Here is a 23047-nt window from a genome sequence, read left to right as displayed (position 1 = left end):
TGACTGTCGACTCTTGGTTCGAGGGGTGAGCGATGGGGGGCAGGCGGCAGCGCGGCGCAGCGTTATTGATGGTACTGGTGGCCTTGGCCATGCTCGCCGGTGGGCTGGCGTGGATGGTGCAACAGGGGCGGCAGCAGGTCGATGCGGTGCGCTTGCAGCAGCAGCGAATTCAAGCACGGGCAATGGAAGTCGCCGGTCTGGCCTTCGCCGAGCAAGCCCTCAGGGATCCGGCTTGGCGGCAGAGCCCGCTTTTCTGGCAAGCCCTGCGTGGGCAGCCGCTGCGTTACGATTTTGCTGGCGGTGCGGCGACCTTGCGCATCCGCGATCTGCACAGTTGCTTCAACGTCAATGCGCTGGCCGGCCAGGAGGCTGAGCGTGCCGAGCGTCAGCTGCAGTACCTGCTCGGTGACGACCTGGCCGCCGAACAACTGGTGCATGCCCTGGCCGACTGGATCGACAGCGACGGCCAGAGCCGCCTGCACGGCGCCGAAAGCGACCAGTACCTGCGCCAGACGCCGCCTCGGCTCGCCGCCAATCAGCCCATGGTGGACATGAGCGAACTGAATCTGCTGCTCACGCCGCAACCTGGGCGACAGCAGCGTTATCCCCAGCTCTGTGCGCTGCCGCAGACGTCGGGCTGGCGGTTGAATGCCAATGCCTTGAGCCTTGAACATTTGCCTCTGCTCGATGCCCTCTACGAAGGTGAGTTCGCGCGCTCGCTGCTGACTCGCATCATCACCGGCCGACCAGCCAATGGTTACCGTGACGTGGCCGCCTTGCGCGAAGCAGTGGGCGCCGTGGACGACCCGACCTTCGAGCGCTTGAGCGAAGGGTTACTGCTCAACAGCGGTGATTTCATGCTGCAGCTCGAATTCGAGCAGGATGGCCGGCTGATCAGCAGCCAGTTCCAGGTGCAGGCTCAGGGCGTGGTGCGCTGGCACGCACAGGTGCCGGTGCAGCGAGTGCAAGTGATCAGCCGCGAACCCTTGCCGTTCGCTTTGTAGCGCAAGTCGCCTACTTGCGTAGGAGCCCGCTTGCGGGCGATGCGACCAATCGCAGGCTACGAAGCGGTTGTTCAGATGAATTGACAGGGCGTTCGCGGATCGCCGGCAAGCCGGCTCCTACAATATCGAGGCGCCTGCAAGAGGAGCGTCCGGCACCACATTTGTGGGAGCGTCGACCTCGGCGCGAATGCGCTGGTAGCCATTCTGAACGTCCGCGTTGTTGCCACCATTTGCCGCAGGGTCGCGGCTCCTACGATGCATGGTGATCTAATCCGTAGGAGTCCGCTTGCGGGCGATGCGAGCAGATGGGCATGCCGTTGCCACCAATCGCAGGCTGCGCACCGGGTGTTTTGGTAGCCGGTGTCGAGCGTGGCGATACACGGAAAGAAGGGCCTGGACGTCGCGGAGCTCGATCCAGGCAAAGAGAGATGGCACGGGATGACCCCGTGCCGCGTGGGTAGGTCAGACGCCGATTTCGCCGCCGTCGTTGCGCTGGATCACCACCGTGGAAGCACGTGGGCGGACGCTGGTGCTGGCTGGTGTTTCGTCCGTGGCGACGTCGGTGGATGGCCAGTTACCCGGATGCTGGATATTGACGAAGATCGTCTTGTTGTCCGGCGTGAAGGCGATGCCGGTCACTTCGCTGCCGTTGGGGCCGACGAAGAAACGGCGCAGATCCGTCTGGTTTTGCGCGTTGACCGGTACCTGCTCGCCGTTGGCGTCGACCAGGTTGGTGGGAATTACCGCCAGCATCTGGTCGTTGGTGTAGCTGGTCACGCTCGATTCGCCGTTATCGGTCTGGATCCAGAGAATCCCGCGGCTGTCGAAGCTCATGCCGTCCGGGCTGGCGAACTGGTTGAGTTCGGTCAGGCCGGAACGGTTGATATCGGGCGTGCCCGAGGCGTTGGCGCCGAATACGAAGATGTCCCAGGCGAAGCTGAGCTGATCGTCGCTGTCGTGCCAGCGGATCACATGGCCGTGACGGTTCGGGCCGCGTGGGTTGGCAGCGTCAACGGCCGCCGCAGTGCGCGCGCTGTTGTTGGTCAGGGTCAGGTAGACGTCGCCATTGAGCGGGTTGACGGCGGTCCACTCCGGTCGATCCATAGGCGTCGCGCCCACAGCATCGGCTGCGCCCCGGGTGTTGAGGATAATGCCCGGCAGGTCGGTGAACTTGGTACCCAGGGTGCTGCCATCGGTGGTCGGCGTGGCGGCTACCAGCGGGATCCATACACCGCTGCCGTCGGCGTCGAAACGAGCGACGTAGAGCGTGCCGCTGTCCATGTACTTGGCGCCGGTGGCCAGGCGGTCGCTCGGGTTGGCGTCGGCAGCGTCCCAAACCGCGTCGGAGACGAACTTGTACAGGTACTCGTTGTTGGAGTCGTCGCCGGTGTAGAACACCACTGGCTTGCCGACTACCGGCAGTGCCGGCCAGCAGCCTTCGTGGCGGATGCGGCCCAGGGCGGTACGCTTCACGGCGCGGGTGCTGGAGTCGTACGGGTCGATCTCTACGATATAGCCATAGGTGCTGGCTTCGTTGCGGTAATCGTCGGTCGCCGATGCACCGCTCGGGGTGATGTTGAAGCGGGTGAATTCGTCGTCCTGTTCCGACGCATCCCCGGCAGCGGTTTCCCAGCTATAGCGGCCTGTGCCGGTGCCGACACCGATACGTGACTGGTCGGCAGGGCGGGTGCCGGTGTTGATAAAGATCGACGGCCAGTTCTCTTCGCACGTCAGGTAGGTGCCCCACGGGGTGTAACCGTTACCGCAGTTGTTGTTGGTGCCGCGGGTCTGGGTGCCGTCGGTGGAGAACTTGGTCTTGACGTGATCGGTGCCGCGCAGCGGGCCGGAGATGTCCATGACGGTGGCGGTGGTGAAGCGGCGGTTCAGCGGATCGTTATCGACCACCTGCCAGCGGCCGCTGACCTTGCTGATGCGGATGACGCCAGCGCCGTGTGCGTTGATCTCCTTGCGTACTTCCTCGGCCGGGCGCTGACCATTGACGAAGGTCTGGCCGTTCGGGTGCAGAGCGTCTTCGTCGATGTACTCGTAGTTGATCGCCAGCAGGCCATCATCGGAGCTGCCGTTGATGGGGAAGAAGTGCATGCCGTCGTGGTGCATGCCGGCCGAGTTTTCCTGTTCGGTGGAGGTGTTGCTGCCATCGGCCTGCCAGGTGCCACCCGCGCTGTTGAACGGCGTTCCCCAGGGGGCCAGCACATAGGCGCTGTAACCGGCAGCTACCACGCAGGCATCGGTGCGCGAGCCTGCAATGGACTGGAAGCCGAGCTCCAGTTTCGGCTCGGCTGGCGGCTCGGAAGGGCTGTCGTTGCTGGAACCGCCGCTGTCGAAACAGCCGGTGAGGCCGGTGCCCGCGATCATGGCGATCGCGGCGCCCAGGCCACCGCGCATCACGCTGCGGCGGCTCAGGTACGAATCCAGAACCGATGCCATCGGCAGGTTGCCACTGGGGTTGCGGTTCAGGTTATCGCCGGTATCTCGACTCATCAGGTCATGTCCTTTTTCTGTTGAAGCGGCTTGAGGAAACCGGGACTTTAGAGACCGAATGTGATGATTTTCTGGCAGTTCTGTTAACGGCTATTGAAAGCTTTGTGACGCTACCTTTCTGATTTATCTGAATTTTTCGATTGAAGGTCGAGGTGTGGCTGTCGAATAACCGCCATTAAACTGTCACATAAGCTGCCCAGTATCCCGCCCCGACAATGCATAAAGGTGAGGCGGGTGGGGCGATGACAGACATCGGCAGACGTGAAGTGATGAGCTGGATGGGCATCGGTGCAATGGCGCCTTTGCTGAGTGCCTGCTCGGGCTTCGCGACCCCGCGTCAGGACGGACAATCCGAACTGGAATTGCTGTATTTCGCCGATACGCTGGATGCCCGCCAGCCTGGCCAACCGGTAGTGCCTGCGACTCGGCTGGGACCGGTTTCGCACCTTGGGCGAGCGCCCTGGCTCAGTGGCAGCAATGCCCACCAGTCGCGCAGCGAACTCAATCCACTGCTCGATGCACGTCTGGCCGAAGGTGTCAGCACGGGCGGCTATTCAGTGTTGGGTGCCTTGCTGGAAGAGCTGCGCCAGCGCCACGGTGCCGAGCGCTGCCTGACTCTGGAAAACGGTCAGGGCTGGAACGGCAGTGGCCTGGCTTATCTGACGCAGGGAAGCAGTGGCGCACAGGGCAGCCAACTGCTTGGCAGCGAGGTGCGGGTCAGCAGCGATGAGCGCGTGCTGTGGCCGCAACGCTGCGCTGGTCTTTATCGGCATTTCGCTCGGCCCGTCGTCGGCGCCGGCCTGGCAGACGCCCAGTCACAAACGTTGGGCATCGAACCCTTCACCATCATCCAGCGCGCCGGGGTGCGGATCGCGGTCGTCGGGGTGACCGACCCTTATGCCGCCGATCAGAACGCCTCCCTGAAACAGTGGTACCAATCGCTGCTGCCGGCCTTCAAGAAAGCACGTGCCCAGGCCGATCTGATCATCGCCCTGGCCGATGTGGGTACCGGGCCCGGCCTCTGGCTGGCCGAGCGGCTGAGCGATGCCGACCTGCTGTTGTGTGCCCGCGGGCAGGATTTCTGGCCGGCGCCGATCGAGGTGCTGCAGACCAGCGGCAGGCTGGTGCCGGTAGTGCTCGGTGGCTGTCGGGCCAGCGGTGCCTTTCATATTGGGTGTCAGCGGCAGGCCGGGCAATGGCAGTTCGTTGCGCGTTTTCACCCCGCATTCGAGCAGTTGCTTTCACCGGCGGGCAAGGCGCACGCCGCACGCCTGCGTACACAGTTGCAAGGCCAGCGAGCGCCTCACTCCGCCTGGCTCGATCAGCCTCTGGCGAAGGCGCCACAAGCGCTGTGGCGCCGCGATACCCGCGGTGGCAGCTGGGATCGCCTGTTGCATCAGGCGCTGTCCGATGACGGCCAGATGCAGGTGCTGTTGCCCGGTCTGCGTTATGACAGCCCGGTTGCCGCCGGCCAGGCGATCACCCGTGAACACCTGATCAGCCTGACTGGCGGCTATCCGGCTCCCGTCGTGGAAGCGCCGCTCAAGGCTCTCGAAGGCGTGCTGGAGAGTGCTGCCGACCAGCTGTTCGGCAACCCTCTGTTGCTCGACAACAGTCGTGATCTGCCGCGTTGGCAGGGGCAAACCTGGCAGGTCAATTACAGCCCAACCGGTAAGCGCGTTTCCGGCCTGGCGCCGCTCGACGGCCTGTGCCGCAGTGTTTCCATGGCCTACGACGCCAACGCCGGTGAACCGCTTTGGCAGCGCGTCGAGGCGTGGTTGGCCACGCAATCTAGCGGTTGGCAGTTACCTGCTCTGCATCTGCCCAGTGTGCGCTATGTGCAGGGCCATCCCGGCTGGCATCCCAGAGGCGTCAGTTGATCAGCGCCCAGCGATTGTGGGGCGGCCTGTGGCTGACCCTTGGCGCATGGCTGGCGGCGCAGTGCGTACTGCAGCTCAGCCGTGAACCGCAGCCGGCCCGTGCTGTTGCCGTCGATACGGCCGCGCTACCGGGGCTGCTGGTGGGCCACTGGCAAGTGACCGCCGACAGCGGTGCATTGCCGTTGACGCGCCTGCCGGTTCAGTACCTCGGCAGCCTGCGTGCCGTGCCCTTGAGCGCCTCGGTGGTGGTGTTGCGCTACGGCCAGCAGGTGCGCAGCTTCAGCCGTGGGCAACGCCTGGGGCCTGGCGTCGTGTTGCAGGACATCGACGAGACGGGGCTGATTTTCGATAACCAGGGGCGGCGCGAGCGCTTGCCCTGGCCGCCACGGCCTGCCGTGACCGGCTTCAAGCGGCAAGGATAAGAGATGATCGTTCGCTACTGCCTGGCCGCTCTGCTGGCCCTGGGCGCTACCCAGATTCTGGCCGATGACGTGTTGGATCTGCCGGTCGCCGAGTCGCCGCTATACGAGGTGAATTTCGTCGACACCGAGCTCAGCGAGTTCATCGACAGCGTGTCGCAGATCACCGGGACGACCTTCATCGTCGACCCGCGGGTCAAGGGCAAGGTCACCGTGCGCACGGTCGAGCGCCATGACAGCGAAGCGATCTACGACATCTTTCTCGCCCAGTTGCGTGCCCAGGGATTTGCCGCGGTCAACCTGCCCAACGGCAGCGTGAAGATTCTCCCTGATCAGGCGGCGCGCTTGGAGCCAGTGCCCGTGGACCCCAGTGGCGGGCAGCAGGCTGGCGGCGACGGTATCGCCACCCGGGTATTCAGCGTACGCAATGCCGCCAGCGAACAGTTGCTCGGCATCCTCAAGCCGCTGATCGACCCAAGGGTGGGCGTCATCACCCCGTATCCTGCCGCCAACCTGCTGGTGGTCACCGACTGGCGCAGCAATCTCGAACGTATCGATCGCCTGCTTGCCGAGCTCGATCAGGTCAGTGACGAGCCGCTGCAGGTGATGCCCCTGCAGCATGCCAGCGCTGCCGATACCAGCGTGCTGATCACCCGCTTGCTGGCCAGCGAGAAGGGCGGCGACAGCGCCCAGGTGATCGCCGACCCGCGCAGCAACGCCTTGCTGGTGCGCGGCAGTGCCGACAGCCGTGAACGGGTGCGCGCCCTGCTGACACAACTGGATCGGCCGGGTGGCGAGCTGCGCAGCTCCAATACCCAGGTGATCTACCTGCGCCACGCCAATGCCAGTGAGGTGGTCAAGGTGCTGCGTGGTCTCAGTCAGGAGGCACCACAGGCACCCGGCGAGGGAGCGGAGGGCGTCCAGGCTGCGCGCTTGCCGATCAGCGATTCGGGCGTGCGCCTGGAGTACGAGGAGGGCACCAACGCGGTGGTGATGGTCGGCCCGGACAGCGAGCTGGCGGCCTACCGTTCCATCGTCGAACAACTGGACATCCGCCGCGCCCAGGTGGTGGTCGAGGCGATCATCGCCGAGGTCTCCGATTCCCGTGCCGAGGAGCTGGGCGTGCAGTGGCTGTTCGCCGACGAGAAACTCGGCGCCGGGGTGGTCAACTTCAGCGCGGGCGGCGCGAACATAGCGGGTATCGCCGGTGCGGCGGCCAGTGGTGACAACGCCGCCCTCGGCGAGCTGCTTTCGGGTGTCAACGGCGCGACCGCCGGCATCGGCCATTTCGGTGGTGGGTTCAATTTCGCCGTGCTGCTCAACGCGCTGAAGAGCAAGAGTGGCTTCAACCTGCTGTCTACGCCGACCCTGCTGACCCTGGACAACGCCGAGGCATCGATTCTGGTTGGCCAGGAAGTGCCCTTCGTTACCGGCTCGGTGACCCAGAACAACAGCAACCCGTACCAGACCATCGAGCGCCGCGAAGTCGGTGTGAAGCTGCGCATCAAGCCGCAGATCAATATCGACAACAGCGTGCGCCTGGATATCGTCCAGGAAGTTTCGTCGATCGCCGACTTCGCCTCGGCCAGCGACGTGATCACCAACAAGCGCGAGATCAAGACCAAGGTGATGGTCGAGGACAACGGCCTGATCATTCTCGGCGGGCTGATCAGCGATGAAGTCAGCAGCAGGGATCAGAAGGTGCCGTTGCTAGGCGACATTCCCGGGCTCGGCCGGCTGTTTCGCTCCACGGGCAAGAGCGGCGTGAAGCAGAATCTGATGGTGTTCATTCGTCCGCGCATTCTGCGTGACGGGCCGAGCATCGCCAGTTTCAGTGCCGACAAATACCAGAACCTGCAACGCGAAACGGCGCTCAAACTACCCGCATTGGACGGCGACGCCAGGCTGCAGCAGCTCTTTCCGGCCAGCCGCGCGCGCCTCGACGAGGGCATCTGGTAATGAGCCTGTTGCCCTATCGCCTGGCTCGTCAGACCGGCGTAGCTTGGGTGCCGGCTGATGACGGCTGGAGCCTGTGGCTGTGCGATGACGCCGATAGCGATCAACTGCAGGAGTTGCTGCGTGTCGAAGGCGCGCCCGGATCGGTGTGTCGCTTGCCGCGGGCCGAGTTCGAGCAACGTCTCGGCCTGCTGTATCAGGCCGGCGAGGGGGCGAACGCGGCGCTGATCGAGGGCATCGGCGAGCAGGTCGATCTCGACAGCCTGATGAATGACATGCCGCGCATCGAGGATCTGCTCGAGAGCGATGACGAGGCGCCGGTGATCCGCCTGATCAACGGCCTGTTCGCCCAGGCGCTGCAGTTGCAGGCCTCGGATATCCATATCGAAACCTTCGAGCAGAGCCTGGTGGTGCGCCTGCGCATCGACGGCCATCTGCGCGAAGTCCTGCGCCCGCCACGGGCGTTGTCGGCCATGCTGGTGTCGCGGATCAAGGTTATGGCGCGGCTGGACATCGCCGAAAAACGCCAGCCCCAGGATGGACGTATCACCCTGCGTGCTGCTGGTCGCGAAGTCGACGTGCGGGTTTCCACGCTGCCGGGCATTCACGGCGAGCGGGTGGTGATGCGCGTGCTGGACAAGCAGGCCAGCCTGCTGGCGCTGCCCAATCTGGGCATGCCGCCTGCGGTGGAGCAGGGCCTGCGTGCCTGTCTGGGCCGCCCCAACGGCATCGTGCTGAGCACCGGGCCAACCGGCTCGGGCAAGACCACCACCCTGTACGCCAGCCTCAACAGCCTGAATGACGGCAGCCGCAATATCCTCACCGTCGAAGACCCGGTGGAATACGCCATCACCGGTATCGGCCAGACCGCCATCAACCCGCGTGCCGGGCTGACCTTCGCTACTGGCTTGCGAGCGATCCTGCGCCAGGATCCGGACGTGATCATGCTCGGCGAAATCCGTGATCGGGAGACCGCACAGATCGCCGTGCAGGCCAGTCTCACCGGGCATCTGGTGTTGTCGACCCTGCATACCAACAGCGCAGTGGGCGCCGTGACGCGGCTGCGCGACATGGGCATCGAGCCCTTCCTGATCGCCTCCTGCCTGCGTGGCGTGCTCGCCCAGCGCCTGGTTCGCCGCCTGTGCAGCTGTGCCGAGCGTCGACCCTTGCAGGACGCCGAACGGCAGTTGATGCCGGAGCTGGCCGACCTCGAACACAGCTTTCATCCAGTCGGTTGCGAGCAGTGCCAGGGTAGCGGCTATCAGGGCCGCCTGGGGCTCTACGAATTCATCGAACTGGATGCCGGGCTGATCGCGCTGCTGTACAGCGGCGCCAGCGAGGTGAGCATGCAGGCCTACCTCGAGGATCGACGGCAGAGCCTGTCGGCCATGGCCTGCGACTGCCTGGCACGCGGCGACACCAGCCTCGCCGAAGTGCTGCGCGCGGTGCAGGGCTGAGTATGCCGACCTATCGCTATCACGCCGTCGACCTGGCCGGCAAACCGCACAAGGCCAGTCTGCAGGCGGACAGCGAGCGCCACGCCCGGCAGCTATTACGCGAGAGTGGTCTGTTCGCCCGTGAGCTGCACCGTCACGACCCGCAAAGCCGGCAGCCACGTCGTCAGCGGGTCAGCCGCGCGCAGTTGTGCGAGCTGACCCGGCAACTGGCGACTCTCACCGGCGCAGGCATTCCGCTGGTCGATGCACTCGGCACTCTGGAACGGCAACTGGTCCAGCCAGCCCTGCGCAGCCTGCTGGTGGCGGTGCGCGGCTCCCTCGCCGAGGGCGTTGGCCTGGCCCGCAGCCTGGCGCGTCAGGGCGGGGTGTTCTCGACGCTGTATTGCGCGCTGGTCGAGGCGGGCGAGCGCTCCGGTCGCCTGGCCCAGGTACTTGAACGCCTGGCCGAGCACCTGGAACAGGTCCAGCGGCAACAGCACAAGGCCCGCACCGCGCTGATCTATCCGGCCGTGCTGATGGGCGTTTCCCTGGCCGTGGTGATCGGCCTGATGACCTTCGTGGTGCCCAAGCTCACCGAACAGTTCGCCCATGCCGGGCAGAGCCTGCCGTGGATCACCACGCTGCTGATCGGCATCAGTAATACGCTGGTGCTGCTTGGCCCGTGGTTGCTGGGCGCGGCACTGCTGGCAGCGTTGGTCGGCAGGCTGCTGCTGCGCAAGCCGCACTGGTGCCTGCGCCGCGATGATCTGCTACTGCGCCTGCCCCAGGTCGGCGTGCTGTTGCAGGTGCTGGAGAGCGCGCGGCTGTCGCGCAGCCTGGCGATCCTCGCCGGCAGTGGTGTGCCGCTGCTGGAAGCCCTGCAGGTGGCGACCGCCACGGTCAACAACCGGCGTATCCGTTTGGCGCTGGAACGGGTCGGCAGCGAGGTGAAGGGCGGCGTCAGCCTGCACCGTGCGCTGGAGGCCAGCGGCCATTTTCCTCCGTTGCTGCTGAACATGGTCGCCAGCGGCGAAGCCAGCGGCACCTTGCCGGACATGCTCGAACGCGTGGCGGACAACCAGGAGCGTGGCTTCGCCCGCCAGGTGGACACCGCCATGGCGCTATTCGAACCCCTGATGATTCTGGTGATGGGCGGCGTGGTGCTGTTCATCGTAATGGCCGTGCTGCTGCCGATCATGCAGCTCAATCAGGGCCTGACACTGTGATGAGGAGAGCCATCATGCGCAGCAATCGTTTCACTCAACGGGGCTTCACCCTGATGGAAATCATGGTGGTGATCTTCATTATGGGGCTGCTGATCGCCGTGGTCGCGCCCAGCGTGCTGGGTAGCCAGGACAAGGCCATGAAGCAGAAGGTGATGGCCGACCTGTCGACCTTCGAGCAGGCCCTGGACATGTACCGCCTCGACAACCTGCGCTTCCCCAGCAACGAGCAGGGGCTTGCGGCATTGGTGACCAAGCCCACCGTCGAACCGCTGCCGCGTTCCTGGCGCGCCGACGGTTACATCCGCCGCCTGCCGCAGGACCCCTGGGGCAATGCTTACCAGTACCGCAGCCCGGGAGAGCATGGCCGGGTCGATATCTATTCGTTGGGCGCCGATGGTGTCGATGGCGGCGAAGGCATCGACGGCGACCTGGGCAACTGGAATCTTTGAGCTGCGGCTTATGACCCTTTGCCAGAACGCGATGGTAGTCAAGCAACGTAGGGTGGACGACGCTTCACCCGTCCACCGTTCCACTGTCGCCATGCTGGATAAAAAGCGCGTCATCTACCCTACGCCTGCGCAGCGCGGGTTCAGCCTGCTGGAATTGCTGGTCGTGCTGTTCATCGCCGGCCTGCTGACCAGCCTCAGCGTGGCCTGGCTCGACAGCGGCCAGGCGCCGGCGCAGCAGGCGCTGGAACGCCTTGCCGCCGCCAGCCGCACCCAGGCGGGAGTGGCGCTGCACGCCGGGCAGATTCATGGCCTGCGCTGGAATGGCCTGCGCCCGGAGTTCGTGCGCCAGGTGCGGGAGAACGATCAACTGCGTTGGCAGGTCGAGCCGGTAGCGCTGGGCGAGTGGCCGGCGGCGGTGAGGCCTGACTGGCCGGCTGCTGGTGAGCCGCGTCTGGTCTTCACGCCAAACGGTGTCGGTCGTCCGCAGGCGCTGCGCTGGCAATGGCCGGAGGGTGGCGAGCAATGGCAGTGGGACAGCGCCGGTCGCTTGCAGCGGACGTCCCTGCCATGAAGCGCCAACGGGGTTTCACCCTGCTTGAAGTGACGGTCGCCCTGGGTATCGCCGCCACGCTGGCGGTCATGACCAGCCAGGTCCTGCGCCAGCGCCTGGCCGTGCAGCAGAGCGTCCAGCAGCATCAACTGGGGGCGTTGTGTGCCCGTGAGCTGGAGGCACGTTTCGCGGTCGAGCAGCTCTGGCCTGCGCAGAACAGCCTCACTGGCGTGCTCGCCCAGGGCCACGCCAACTGCCACTGGCAATTGCAGATGCAGGGCACCGGTGTACGGGATCTGCGGCGTGCCGAACTGAGCCTGTTCGCGGATGGTGATCGCCGTGAGTCGCTGGGTTTGTATCAACTGTTTCTGGTGCGCCCGTGATGAGCAGGCAGCGTGGCCTGACCCTGGTGGAGCTGCTGGTCGCCTTGGCGCTCACGGCTTTGCTCGGTGTGCTGCTGGCTGCCCTGGTCAACGGCTGGATCAACGTTCGTGAGCGCTTGTCGCAAGGCTCACCGGGGATGCCGGTACTGGATTTCTGCCTGGCGCTGGAGCGTCGTTTCGATACCACCGTGCTGCGTCAGCTGCATGAACGGCGCTTGCCGCTCGCCTTGAACTGGCTGGACTGGAAGCCGGATGAACTGCAACTGCAATGGGTGGCGCTGGGCGCCTGGCCAAGCGCAGAAGGTGGCGCCCGCCTGCAGCGTCAGCGCCTCGTTTACGACCGTCGCAGCCAGCGTCTGCTGCTGCAGGCATCCAGTGATCTGTACGCCGCGGCCGCGCCGGTCTGGACACTGCGCGAGCAATTGGATGGGGTGGAATCAGTGAGTTTTACCTTTCGCCAGGACAGCCGCTGGCTGGCCTGGCCATCGACGGACAGGTTGCGCCCGGACAGGGGCGTGCGCCTGACTTTTCAGCGTGATGGAGCACCCTATGTTTGTACGTTCGCCTTGCCTTGGGGCCGCTCATGAAGCGTGAACGCTGGCGCCGCCGCGCGGCACGCCCCTGGCTGTTAATGCGCCCGGATACCCATGGCGAGGCCTGGCAGTGGGCGCAGGTTGAGCTGGGGTACGTTCAGGCGTCGGGTTCTGGCGCGCCGCCCTCGATAGCGGGTGTGCGGGTGGCGCTGGTGCTGCCGGGTGAGCTGTGCAGCCATTTTCAGGTACCCGCGCCGCCGGGGCTGAAACGCCACGAGTGGCCGCTATTGCTCGAGGATCGCCTGCTGCAGAACGGTCAGACGATGGCCTGCGGATGTCTGGGCCGTGAGCCCGGCTCCCTGCAACTGGTCTGCGTCGACCAGGCGCTGCTGGATGGCTGGCTGGACCAGTGTGCTGCGTGGCAGCTCGACGTGCAGCGCTGCTGGGCGGAGTTCCAGTTGTTGCCGGCGCCGTCTCCAGGCACCGCGTGGTGCTGGCAGCGGGACGCGCGGCTGAGCCTGTTAGTGGGTAGCAGCGCCGAGGCACGTCAGCACTGGCTGGCGTGGCCCATCGAGCTTCAGGCGGCAGCACCCGCCGGTGTTTGGCGCGAGCTCGAGATGCAGGCGTTCGAGGGGGCTTGGCCTGAGCGTTTCGCCGCGCTGGATGGCCTGCCTACTCTGTTCGAGCGCCGCCGCGCTAAGCGCCAGGCCCGGCAGATGAGCCCTGGTCTATGGCGCCTGCCTGCCGCCTGTCTGGCCCTGGCCGTGCTCTGGGTTGGCCTGTGGTCCAGCCAGCAGTGGCGGCAGCAAGGCATCTATCAAGCGCAGGTGGAAGAAGTGGTCGGGCCAGTCGCTTCCTTCCGTGAAGCGGCGCAACGGTTGAAGCAGCAACGCCAGGGGGCAGATGAACGACAGCTTCGCTTGCGGCAACTGGAGCACCTGCAGAGCGAGCTTGATGGCTGGTTGCGCGCCAACGGTAGCTGGCAATTGAGCGCTGCCCACTTCGACGGTCAGCGTTGGACGCTGCGCCTGCAAGGGCATGAGGTCATCGACGAGTCACCCTGGCAGGCGATGGCCAGCGCCATAGGCGTAGCGGTGCAGGTGAGCGAGGCAAACGACGAGCTCAATCTGACCTTCGACCTGGGAGCAGCATCATGAATCTAAATCTTGAGCGCCGCGGTATGCGGTTGCTGGCGGTCGTGATCGTCGCCGTGTTGCTGGCGCTGCTGACCTGGCGTGAAGGTCGGCAGCACTGGCAGGCGTTCGGCCAGTGGCAGACGCTGGCGCAGTCGGCCCTGGCGCTGCGTGCCGAGAGGACGTTGAGCGCCGATGACCTGCAGCAGGCCGCCAAGGCCCGTGAAATCAGCATCGAAACCCTGGAGCCCGGCAGCGAAGAGTGGCTGGTGCGCGGCCAGCTGAAAGATGAGCGCGTGCTGCAGGATTGGCTTCTGCAACTGGAACGAGAAGGCGCACGGCCGCTGCGCTGGGGCCTGCAGCGTGGCGAGTCGGCGTTGCACTTCGAATTGGCGTTGCAACGATGACGCGGCGTCGTTGGCTGTGGGCGTTGCTGGTCTTTGTCATGACGCTGCTGGTCGAGCTGCCCGCCCGCTGGCTGTTGGCGCCGCTGCCCGTGCCGCTGGCAGGCATCAGCGGCAGTATCTGGCAGGGGCAGGCCGAGCGCCTGGGCGATCTCGGCCCGTTGCGCTGGAATTGGCAACCCTGGCGGCTCAGCGCGCAGGCGAGTGCTGGATATCAAGGGCAGCGCTGGCAACTGCAGGTGTCCGGCTGGCCCTGGGCCTGGCATGCCTCGTTGCAACCCGCCAGCGATCTACATACGTTCGTAACCGGTTACCGCTTGGCAGGGCAGTGGCAGGGCAGCATCGAGTTGCAGGGCCGTGGAACACGCTGTCTGTCAGCCAACGGGAATTTACAGGGTGATGGTCTAGCGCTGCTCGCACCCTGGCAGCTGGATCTGGGGCAGGCGCGTGTGGCGCTCGATTGCAGCGTTGGCTGGAAGTTGGCTGGGCAGTTGAGCTTGGCTGGTCAGCATCAGGCCGACCTGGCGGCTGATCTGCTCGCCCGGCAGGCCAGGTTGATGGGGCGAGTCGAACCCGGCGCGGCACTGCAACCGGTGCTGGTCAGTGCGCAATGGCTGGCGCCGGGCGGCACCGAGGTGGCGCGCAGCATCCGCTGGTAAGCGCCTCGCCTAAGAGCCTTTTCAAAGTCTCGCGAGCTAGAGCCATGCAAGGCAAAAACAGGCGAGGACGCGGAGTTTACGCGTTGTAAATGAGCAGTCCGAGCCTGTTTTTTACGCAGCAGGGCCGACGCGCAGCAGACTTTGGATAGGTTCTCAGGGGCGAATCTCGATCAGCGTGCCGTCCTTCACCATCGCCCAGACCTCGCGCATGTCGGCGTTCTTCATGGCGATGCAGCCTTCGGTCCAGTCCAGGGTGTGGAAGAACCACTCGGGGTATTCGTCGTCCACTGGCGTACCGTGGATCATGATCATGCTGCCCGGCTTTACCCCGGCGGCTTTGGCCTGGGTCTGATCGCGGGCGTTGGGGTAGGAGATGTGCAGGGACAGCTGGTAGTTCTCGCTCTTGCGGCGCCAGTCGATCCAGTAGAAACCTTCCGGCGTGCGCAGGTCGCCTTCGCGCTGCTTGGCGCCAAGCGGCTGCTTGCCCAGGGAAATGCGGTATGACTTGAGCGTTTCGCCCTTGCCGATCAGGTGCAGCCGACGCTGGGATTTCTCCACCAGAATCTTGTCGACGGTCGCGGCGGGAGAGGCAGGCGCGGTCGCAGCTTGGCCAGCGAAGGTCAGAGAGAGCAGGGTGAAGGCGAGCAACCAACGCATGGGATTTTCGACTGAGCGGATGGCCGGCGAACGGCGGAAGCTCATTCTAAGGCAGGCGTATAGGGGCGCCTAGGGACAAGCGCATCGATCTGCATGAGTAGCCTGGTGTAAAGCGAAGCGAAACCCAGGAAGCGGTATCCGCTCTGCCCAAGCATGCAAGGCTGAGCACCGCTCCCCGCGCATTGCTCCGCTCAGCGACAAGCTACGAAAGCGGGCAGCGACACCTAGGGGAATTCCCCGGGTATCGCTCGTTCAACGCCGGGCTACTGCCTGTCAGGACAGCGACGGTAGTTCGTTGGGCCGCAGATCGAACACCAGTACTTCGGCCTGTTCGCCGTTGCTCAGATGCAGATCACGCACATCGCGCAACCTCACACCATCGCCGGCCTGCAACGGCTGGCCGTTCAGCTCGACGCTGCCGCGAGCCACGTGAACGTAGGCATAGCGGTTCTCGTCGAGCTGCAACTGAGCCCGCTCGGCGCCGTCGAACAACCCGGCATATACCCGCGCATTCTGCCGTACGGTCAACGAGCCATCAGCGCCGTCTGGCGAGATGATCAACTGCAGGCGACCGCGTTTCTGCGCTTCGCTGAAGTGCTCCTGCTGATAGCGTGGCTCGGCCTGACGCTCGCTCGGCACTATCCAGATCTGCAGAAAGTGCACCGAGTCGCTGGGCGAGTGGTTGAACTCGCTGTGCGAAACACCGGTTCCTGCGCTCATCAGTTGCACGTCGCCCGGGCGGATCACCGAGCCGGTACCCAGGCTGTCCTTGTGCTCGAGAGCACCTTGCAGCACGTATGAGAAAATCTCCATGTTGCGGTGCGGGTGCTCGCCGAAGCCCTGGCCGGCAGCCACGGTGTCGTCGTTGATGACCAGCAGGTCGGAGAAGCCCCTTTCTTTCGGGTTGTTGTAACTGGCGAAAGAGAAGGTGTGGAAGGAGTTGAGCCAGCCATGGTTGGCGTGGCCACGATCGGTCGATTTACGGATAGCCAGCATGATGAATCCTCCTGTTGATGATCGCTGCCTGATTCGGCGGCATGGGAGTGAGTCTACTGACTATCTGTGGATTGATTAACGGGCTGAAATTGGAATGATTGTCTTCTTTGGGTTGACTATTATTCAGGGCTCAATCGCCCATGTGTTGAACATGTTCCTTGATGAAATCCGAGAACACCTGCACCGCCCGCGCAGATTGCCGGTGTTGCGGATACACCGCGTAGACCGCCGCCGCAGCTGGCCAGTGCTTGTCGAGTATGGGAACCAGTGCGCCACTTTCCAGCGCCTGACCGATGATGAAGGTGGGCAGGTAGGCGATGCCCATGCCGGCGATGGCGGCATCGCGGATCAGTTCGCCATTGTTGGCGCGCAGCTGACCACGCATGGTCAGGTTGCGGGCCTTACCCTGATCGCGCAGGCGCCATTCGACATGCCGGCTATGGCCGTAGAGCAGGCAGGCATGCCGCTGCAGATCATCGAGGTTTTCCGGCGTGCCGTGCTCGTGAAGATAGGCCGGGCTGGCGCAGAGAATGGTCTGCATGTCGGTCAGGCGCTTGGCGATCAGGCTGGAATCTTCCAGCGTGCCGATGCGGATCGACATGTCGTAGCCGTCGGCGAGCAGGTCGACGGCACGATCATTAAGGTCGATTTCCAGATTGATGTGCGGGTGCTGCTGCATGAACAGCGGCAACAGGTGGCTCAGGTGCAGGGTCGCGAACGTCATCGGCGCGCTGACCCGCAGGGTGCCGCGCAGCGAAGCCCCCTGAGCCGACACCAGTTCCTGAGCGTCGCGCAGGTCGGCCAGGATGGTGGTGGCCTTGTCATGCAGCAGCAAGCCTAACTCGGTGGCCTGCAGGCGGCGCGTGGTGCGGTTGAGCAGGCGCACGCCGAGCAGTGCCTCGAGCGCGGCAACACGCCGGCTGACGTACTGCTTGGTGACGCCAAGGGCATCGGCGGCTGCGGTGAAACTGCCGGTGTCGAGGGTGGTGACGAACAGGCGCAGGTCTTCGACGTTCATGGGCTTCTCATCGGTTGGCCTGCGATTATTACCGGGTGCGTGGGCTTCACGCCATCGGCTATCCTCGGCGTCTGCCTCAATTGCCCAGGACGCTGCGATGTTCACCAGCAAGTTGCCGTCGATCGGCACCACCATCTTCACCACCATGTCCCAGCTCGCCGCCCAGACCGGCGCCATCAATCTGTCGCAGGGTTTTCCCGATTACGATGGCCCCGAGGCGCTGCGCGAGGCCGTCAACCGGCACATCGCCGCCGGACATAATCAGTACGCGCCGATGACCGGCTTGCCGGCGCTGCGCGAGCAGATCGCCCTGAAGATCGAGCGCCTGTATGGCCGCCAAGTCGGTATGGACAGCGAGGTGACCGTCACGCCCGGCGCGACCCAGGCGATCTTCTGCGCGATCCAGGCGCTGATTCACCCCGGCGACGAGGTGATCGTCTTCGACCCGAGCTACGACAGTTACGACCCGGGCGTCACCCTGGCCGGTGGCCGCTGCGTGCATGTCACGCTGGCCAGCGGTGATTTCGCCATCGACTGGCAACGGCTGGAGGCGGCGCTGAGCCCGCGTACCCGGCTGATCATCCTCAATACACCGCACAACCCGAGCGGTGCGCTGATCAGCCGTGAAGAGCTGGATCGCCTGGCCGCGTTGATCCGCGACCGTGACATCTACCTGATCAGCGACGAGGTCTACGAGCACCTGGTGTTCGATGGTCGCCAGCACGCCAGTGTGCTGAGCCATGACGAACTCTATGCCCGCGCCTTCGTGGTCAGCTCGTTCGGCAAGACCTATCACGTCACCGGCTGGAAGACCGGTTACGTGGTGGCGCCACCCGCGCTGAGCGCCGAGCTGCGCAAGGTTCATCAATACGTCAGTTTCTGCGGCGTGACCCCGCTGCAGTGGGCGCTGGCGGACTTCATGGCCGCCTGCCCCGAGCACGTGGACGAACTCCCCGGCTTCTACCAGGCCAAGCGCGACCTGTTCTGCGACCTGCTGGGGGGCTCGCGCTTCACCTTCAGCCGCACGCCGGGCACCTATTTCCAACTGGCCGACTATTCGGCGATCCGCCCTGACTTGGACGACGTGGCCATGGCCCAATGGCTGACCCGTGAGCACGGCGTGGCGGCGATTCCCGTGTCGGTATTCTGCCAGACGCCGGATCCGGCGCAGCGTCTGGTGCGCTTCTGTTTCGCCAAGCGTGAAGAAACCCTGCGCCAGGCGGCGGAAAAACTACGGCAGATATAATTGCGCCGCGGGGAAGCGAACTGTAGGAGCGCCGCCCCCGGCGCGATGGTGGTGGCCATCACGCAGAATCGCGGGCGTGACGATAATCGCTGCGGGGTCGCAGCTCCTACAACTGGACAACGCAGCTTTATTCACATCGCACGGATCCGCATCCAGCAAGAGAGGCATTGATGAGCGAAACAACCAATCTGCAACTGGCGCTGATCCAAAGCGACCTCGCCTGGCACGATCCCGAGGCCAATCGCGGGCATTTCGAAGCGCAACTGCAACAGGCTGCTGGCGCCGATCTGGTCGTACTGCCGGAGATGTTCAGCACCGGCTTTTCCATGCAGTCGGCCGAGCTGGCCGAACCGGAAGGCGGCCCCACCAGCCGCTGGCTCAGCGCGCAGGCACAGCGGGTTGGCGCGGTGATCACTGGCAGCCTGATCATCCAGGCCGCCGATGGCAGCTATCGCAACCGCCTGCTGTGGGCGCGACCCGATGGTTCGCTGGCGCATTACGACAAGCGCCACCTGTTTCGCATGGCCGGGGAGCACGAGCACTACGCGGCCGGTGACCGGCAGGAGGTATTCGAGGTCAAGGGCTGGCGAGTGCGGCCACTGATCTGCTACGACCTGCGTTTCCCGGTCTGGAGCCGTGATCCCCAGGGCACCGACCTGCTGCTCTACACCGCCAACTGGCCCGCGGCGCGGCGCTCGCACTGGAACCGGCTACTGCCAGCCCGGGCGATCGAGAACTTGTGTTACGTCGCAGCGGTGAATCGCATCGGTGTGGACGGTAAGAACCACCCCTACAGCGGCGACTCCCAGGTGCTGGACTTTCTGGGCGACAGCCTGCTCGATGCCCGCGACAAGCCTGGCTTGTTCCATCAGCGCCTGGATGGCGCCGCATTGGCTGCCTATCGCGAGCGTTTTCCGGCGCACCAGGATGCTGACCCGTTCGAGTTTCGCTGATTCAGGAAGGCAGCGCGGAACACCCAAGAAACCGTTCCCACGCAGCGCGTGGGAACGATCATCAAAAGCGCATCAAATCGACCATACGTAGGATGGAACGGGCCGGGTAGGCCTAGGGGCGACGCAACGATACCCATCGGGCCTTGCAAGTAGCCTTTGATGGGTATCGCTTCGCTCAACGCCATCCACGGCGACTGCCGCTTTTACTTTGTTGCCTTAATAGGCGCTGGCCTGGTTGAGCATGGTCACTTCGTCGTCGCTCAATTGCAGGCGGGTGGCGGCAACCAGATCGGCCAGTTGCCTGCTCGACGTGGCACTGGCGATGGGCGCGGTGATGCTCGGACGGGCGATCAGCCAGGCCAGTGCAACCTGGGCCGGCGTCGCGTCACGGGCTGCGGCGACTTCATCGAGCGCGGAGAGGATGGTGACGCCGCGTTCGTCCATGTAGCCCTTGACCATGTCGGCGCGGGCGCCGGCGATATCGTCGCGGGTGCGGTATTTGCCGGTGAGAAAGCCGCTGGCCAGGGAAAAGTAGCTGATCACCCCGATGCCGAGTTCCTGCACCACCGGCTCCAGTTCCTCTTCATAGGTCTTGCGTTCGTGCAGGTTGTAGTGCGGCTGCAGACTCTGGTAGCTCGGCACGCTCAAGCGCTGCGCCACCTGATGCGCTTCGCGCAAGCGATCGCCGCTGTAGTTGGAAGCGCCGATCACCCGCACCTTGCCTTGCTCGATCAGGCGCGAGAAGGCGCCCAAGGTTTCTTCCAGAGGCGTGTCGGCATCGTCCTGATGGGCCTGATACAGGTCGATGTAGTCGGTCTGCAGGCGTTTGAGCGAGTCCTCCACGGCTTTCTGGATGTAGTCCGCCTTGAGGCCTTTGCCGCCGTGGCCCATTTCCATTCCGACCTTGGTCGCCAGCACGATACGTTCGCGCTTGCCGCTGCGTTTCAACCATTTGCCGATGATGCTTTCCGACTCGCCGCCCTGATGGCCTGGGGCCCAGGCCGAATACATGTCGGCGGTGTCGATGAAGTCCAGGCCGTTGTCGACGATGGCGTCGAGCATGGCGAAGGACTGCGCTTCGTCCAGCGTCCAGCCGAATACGTTGCCACCGAAGGCGATGGGCGAAACCTGCAGGCCGGACTGACCGAGAGTGCGTTTGGACATCGAATGCTCCTCGAGTTGATGGGGCGTCAGCGTGTGACCGCCCGACGGCTTGCGAGGTTCGCCTGGTAAACGCCTTGGCCGCGCGCAGGCATGCCGCAGAAACGACACCGGCCCGGTTCGCTAGGGCGAAACCGGGCCGGTTGTTTGTGACGATTGGCCAGCGTTATGCGGCGTGCTCGTCCTTGGCCAGGGAGGCCATGTCGATCACGAAGCGGTACTTCACGTCACTCTTGAGCATGCGCTCGTAGGCTTCGTTGATGTTCTGGATATCGATCATCTCGATTTCCGAAACGATGCCGTGTTCGGCGCAGAAATCCAGCATCTCCTGGGTCTCGGCGATGCCGCCGATCAACGAGCCGGCCAGGCGGCGGCGTTTGAAGATCAGCCCGAATACTTCCGGCGACGGGTGCGGTGAGTCCGGTGCGCCGACCAGAGTCATGGTGGCATCGCGCTTGAGCAGACCGAGGAAGGCGTCCAAGTTGTGCGGCGCGGCAACGGTGTTGAGGATGAAGTCGAAGCTGTTGGCGTGGGCGGCCATCTCGTCGGCATTCTTCGATACCACCACTTCGGCCGCGCCGAGGCGTAGGGCGTCTTCACGCTTGTTCGGCGAGGTGGTGAACAGCACCACGTGAGCGCCCATGGCGGCGGCGATTTTGACGGCCATGTGGCCAAGGCCACCAAGGCCGACCACGCCGACTTTGTCACCGGGCTGGACATTCCACTGGCGCAGCGGCGAGTAGGTGGTGATGCCTGCGCACAGCAGCGGTGCGACGGCGGCCAGGTTGTCGGTGTGGCTAATGCGCAGGACGAATTTCTGGTCGACGACGATGTTGTCGGAGTAGCCACCAAAGGTGTTTTCGCCACCGAATACCGGGCCGTTGTAGGTGCCGGTGAAACCACTCTCGCAATATTGCTCCAGCCCTTCGGAGCAGGATGGGCAGCTCTGACAGCTGTCGACCATGCAGCCGACGCCAGCCAGATCACCGATCTTGAAGGTCGTTACGGCGCTGCCCACTGCGGTCACCTTGCCGACGATCTCGTGGCCCGGTACTGACGGGTAGAGGGTGTTCTTCCACTCGTTGCGCGCGGTGTGCAGGTCGGAGTGGCAGACGCCGCAGTAGAGAATGTCGATCTGCACGTCGTGGGTACCGACGGCGCGACGCTGAAAGCGATGGGGCGCGAGAGGTTTGCTGGAGTCCTGGGCGGCGTAGCCGAGAATGGTGGTCATGGGCAATTCCTATCGTTTGCAATGCGGCTGCGTTGGCCGCGGGGGATGATAAGCGTAGCGCCGGACGCTCGAATGTCGATTGCACAATCCTGCTGCGCTCTGTCCTGATCCTCCACCGATGCTTATTTACGCACGAGGTGGGAATGCCTTGGCAGGACGCTCTTCGTGCGGTTTTCCTGGCAGGCGCGCAGGGGGCGGAGCGCCCGTGTCTGGTCACCACGCGGAGCGTGGGAACGAGCAAGCAGGCATGCAGTTTCGTCGCCTGGGGCGAGCCAAGGCTTTCCCGGGTATCGCTGCGCTCAACCCAGGCTACGGATGCGGGCTTATCGGCTATTGAGACGGGCGCGCAGCAGCGGCGTGAGCTCATCGAACAGCGTTTGTACCGAGCGCAGGGCCAGGCAGTCGGGGCGGGTCAGTAGCCACAGGGCAGTATTGCAATCGACCAACGCGTCGCTCAGGCGTTCCACGCCATCCAGGCTGTGAGCCATGAAGTCGGGCAGGGCGGCAACGCCGAGGCCGGCCTGCACCAGTGTGGCCAACGCCGACATGCTGCTACAGCGGTAACGCGGCATCAGGCTGGGGTGAGCCTGATGCCGCCAAGCCACAGTGATGTGGTCGGACATGGAGTCGTCCGGGGTGATCCACGGCACTGCGGTGGGCGCTTGCAGGAAGAGTTCGCGGTATTCGGGGCGACCGCAGATGTAGTAGGCGGTGTGCCCCAGGTGTCGGCCGACCAGGTGCTCGGGTGGCGTGTTGGAAAGGCGCAGGGCGATGTCGGCGTCGCGGCGGCTGAGGTTGGCAAAGGTGTTGGTGGTCGTCAGCTCCACAGACAGCGCCGGGTAGCGCGGCATCAGTTCGGCCAGGCTGGGCAGTAGGAGGTTTTGCAGCACCGCGTCGGTGCAGGTCAGGCGCACGGTGCCACTGATGACTTTTTCGCCGTGTTGCAAGGCAATGCGCGCCGCATCCAGCGCTTGTTCAGCACGCTCGGCCTGTTCGGCCAGGGCCTGGGCGCTTTGTGTCGGCATGTAACCGCGGCGGCTTTTCTCGAACAGTGCAACGCCGAGGCTGGCCTCCAGTTTGCGGATGGCACGAAACACCGTGGAAACGTCCACATGCAATTGTTCTGCGGCCCGCGCTAGAGAGCGTCCGCGTATCAGAGCGAGTACTAGTGCAAGATCGGCATGGCTGATCTCATATTGCGTCGATGCAATCATGAATTGTCTAAATGCCAGTATCGGTTGCGTAATCGCC

22 protein-coding genes are annotated in these 23047 nt (G+C 64.4%); 15 read left to right on the top strand and 7 right to left on the bottom strand.

Going from position 1 to position 23047, the window contains the following annotated elements; genetic code table 11:
* Positions 1–32: 32 nt before the first annotated feature.
* The gene (gene gspK, locus ACZ3GY_RS14105; RefSeq protein ID WP_463565727.1) at positions 33–1004 is read left to right on the top strand and encodes a type II secretion system minor pseudopilin GspK; all 972 of its coding nucleotides are present in this window, start codon (positions 33–35) and stop codon (positions 1002–1004) included.
* Between the two features lie 462 nt (positions 1005–1466).
* On the opposite strand, the gene ACZ3GY_RS14100 is transcribed toward gspK, so the two are convergent.
* Positions 1467–3506 (bottom strand): PhoX family protein, encoded by a 2040-nt coding sequence (locus ACZ3GY_RS14100; RefSeq protein WP_465910605.1) that lies wholly within the window; start codon positions 3504–3506, stop codon positions 1467–1469.
* A 242-nt stretch (positions 3507–3748) separates the two neighbouring features.
* Between ACZ3GY_RS14100 and ACZ3GY_RS14095 the strand changes: the two genes are divergently transcribed.
* The 12 genes from ACZ3GY_RS14095 (at position 3749) to ACZ3GY_RS14040 (ending at position 14534) form a co-directional block, all read left to right on the top strand.
* Positions 3749–5386, top strand: a complete 1638-nt coding sequence (locus tag ACZ3GY_RS14095; protein WP_465910604.1) for a bifunctional UDP-sugar hydrolase/5'-nucleotidase — start codon at positions 3749–3751, stop codon at positions 5384–5386.
* Positions 5383–5808 carry a pilus assembly protein PilZ gene (locus ACZ3GY_RS14090; protein ID WP_092364103.1) on the top strand — a complete coding sequence of 142 codons (426 nt, stop codon included), beginning with the start codon at positions 5383–5385 and terminating at the stop codon, positions 5806–5808. Before ACZ3GY_RS14095 ends, ACZ3GY_RS14090 begins: the two co-directional genes overlap by 4 nt.
* Before the next feature lie 21 nt (positions 5809–5829).
* Positions 5830–7764: a type II secretion system secretin GspD gene (gene gspD / locus ACZ3GY_RS14085; RefSeq protein ID WP_465911048.1), complete on the top strand. Its 1935-nt coding sequence runs from the start codon at positions 5830–5832 to the stop codon at positions 7762–7764.
* Positions 7765–7769: 5 nt separating this feature from the next.
* The gene (locus ACZ3GY_RS14080) at positions 7770–9218 is read left to right on the top strand and encodes a GspE/PulE family protein (protein WP_463566094.1); all 1449 of its coding nucleotides are present in this window, start codon (positions 7770–7772) and stop codon (positions 9216–9218) included.
* 2 nt (positions 9219–9220) lie between these two features.
* A complete protein-coding gene (gene gspF, locus ACZ3GY_RS14075; RefSeq protein WP_463565724.1) occupies positions 9221–10423 on the top strand; it encodes a type II secretion system inner membrane protein GspF in 1203 nt (400 codons plus the stop codon).
* A gap of 14 nt (positions 10424–10437) precedes the next feature.
* Positions 10438–10872 carry a type II secretion system major pseudopilin GspG gene (gene gspG / locus ACZ3GY_RS14070; protein ID WP_092364112.1) on the top strand — a complete coding sequence of 145 codons (435 nt, stop codon included), beginning with the start codon at positions 10438–10440 and terminating at the stop codon, positions 10870–10872.
* A gap of 91 nt (positions 10873–10963) precedes the next feature.
* Positions 10964–11443: a type II secretion system minor pseudopilin GspH gene (gene gspH / locus ACZ3GY_RS14065; protein ID WP_465911047.1), complete on the top strand. Its 480-nt coding sequence runs from the start codon at positions 10964–10966 to the stop codon at positions 11441–11443.
* Entirely contained in the window at positions 11440–11805 is a 366-nt protein-coding gene (locus ACZ3GY_RS14060; RefSeq protein ID WP_465910602.1) for a type II secretion system protein, read from the top strand. Before gspH ends, ACZ3GY_RS14060 begins: the two co-directional genes overlap by 4 nt.
* A complete protein-coding gene (locus ACZ3GY_RS14055; RefSeq protein ID WP_465910601.1) occupies positions 11802–12392 on the top strand; it encodes a prepilin-type N-terminal cleavage/methylation domain-containing protein in 591 nt (196 codons plus the stop codon). The genes ACZ3GY_RS14060 and ACZ3GY_RS14055 overlap by 4 nt, the downstream gene beginning before the upstream one ends.
* Entirely contained in the window at positions 12389–13495 is a 1107-nt protein-coding gene (locus ACZ3GY_RS14050; RefSeq protein ID WP_465910599.1) for a GspL/Epsl periplasmic domain-containing protein, read from the top strand. Before ACZ3GY_RS14055 ends, ACZ3GY_RS14050 begins: the two co-directional genes overlap by 4 nt.
* Positions 13492–13878, top strand: a complete 387-nt coding sequence (gene gspM / locus ACZ3GY_RS14045) for a type II secretion system protein GspM (RefSeq protein ID WP_465910598.1) — start codon at positions 13492–13494, stop codon at positions 13876–13878. The genes ACZ3GY_RS14050 and gspM overlap by 4 nt, the downstream gene beginning before the upstream one ends.
* A complete protein-coding gene (locus ACZ3GY_RS14040; protein WP_465910596.1) occupies positions 13875–14534 on the top strand; it encodes a hypothetical protein in 660 nt (219 codons plus the stop codon). Before gspM ends, ACZ3GY_RS14040 begins: the two co-directional genes overlap by 4 nt.
* Positions 14535–14687: 153 nt before the next feature.
* Here ACZ3GY_RS14040 and ACZ3GY_RS14035 read toward each other — a convergent pair whose 3' ends face one another.
* From ACZ3GY_RS14035 to ACZ3GY_RS14025, 3 genes are all read right to left on the bottom strand, one after another.
* Positions 14688–15191 carry a L,D-transpeptidase family protein gene (locus ACZ3GY_RS14035; RefSeq protein WP_465910594.1) on the bottom strand — a complete coding sequence of 168 codons (504 nt, stop codon included), beginning with the start codon at positions 15189–15191 and terminating at the stop codon, positions 14688–14690.
* Between the two features lie 273 nt (positions 15192–15464).
* A complete protein-coding gene (locus ACZ3GY_RS14030) occupies positions 15465–16187 on the bottom strand; it encodes a pirin family protein (RefSeq protein WP_465910593.1) in 723 nt (240 codons plus the stop codon).
* Positions 16188–16317: 130 nt separating this feature from the next.
* Positions 16318–17205, bottom strand: coding sequence for a LysR family transcriptional regulator (locus ACZ3GY_RS14025; protein ID WP_465910591.1), 888 nt, complete (start codon positions 17203–17205; stop codon positions 16318–16320).
* Between the two features lie 97 nt (positions 17206–17302).
* Between ACZ3GY_RS14025 and ACZ3GY_RS14020 the strand changes: the two genes are divergently transcribed.
* Positions 17303–18451 (top strand): pyridoxal phosphate-dependent aminotransferase, encoded by a 1149-nt coding sequence (locus ACZ3GY_RS14020; protein WP_465910590.1) that lies wholly within the window; start codon positions 17303–17305, stop codon positions 18449–18451.
* Positions 18452–18621: 170 nt separating this feature from the next.
* Complete coding sequence (locus ACZ3GY_RS14015; RefSeq protein ID WP_465910589.1) at positions 18622–19404, top strand: amidohydrolase; 783 nt, start codon at positions 18622–18624, stop codon at positions 19402–19404.
* Positions 19405–19620: 216 nt separating this feature from the next.
* Here the strand turns inward: ACZ3GY_RS14015 and ACZ3GY_RS14010 are convergent, their stop codons facing one another.
* From ACZ3GY_RS14010 to ACZ3GY_RS14000, 3 genes are all read right to left on the bottom strand, one after another.
* Positions 19621–20568 carry an aldo/keto reductase gene (locus ACZ3GY_RS14010; protein WP_465910588.1) on the bottom strand — a complete coding sequence of 316 codons (948 nt, stop codon included), beginning with the start codon at positions 20566–20568 and terminating at the stop codon, positions 19621–19623.
* A 163-nt stretch (positions 20569–20731) separates the two neighbouring features.
* The gene (locus tag ACZ3GY_RS14005) at positions 20732–21796 is read right to left on the bottom strand and encodes an NAD(P)-dependent alcohol dehydrogenase (protein ID WP_465910586.1); all 1065 of its coding nucleotides are present in this window, start codon (positions 21794–21796) and stop codon (positions 20732–20734) included.
* Positions 21797–22119: 323 nt separating this feature from the next.
* The gene (locus tag ACZ3GY_RS14000; protein WP_465910585.1) at positions 22120–23010 is read right to left on the bottom strand and encodes a LysR family transcriptional regulator; all 891 of its coding nucleotides are present in this window, start codon (positions 23008–23010) and stop codon (positions 22120–22122) included.
* Between the last annotated feature and the right edge of the window lie 37 nt (positions 23011–23047).

The sequence above is a fragment of the Pseudomonas sp. PME37.24/006 genome, from assembly GCF_055556635.1.
This window is presented reverse-complemented; position numbering and strand designations above follow the sequence as displayed.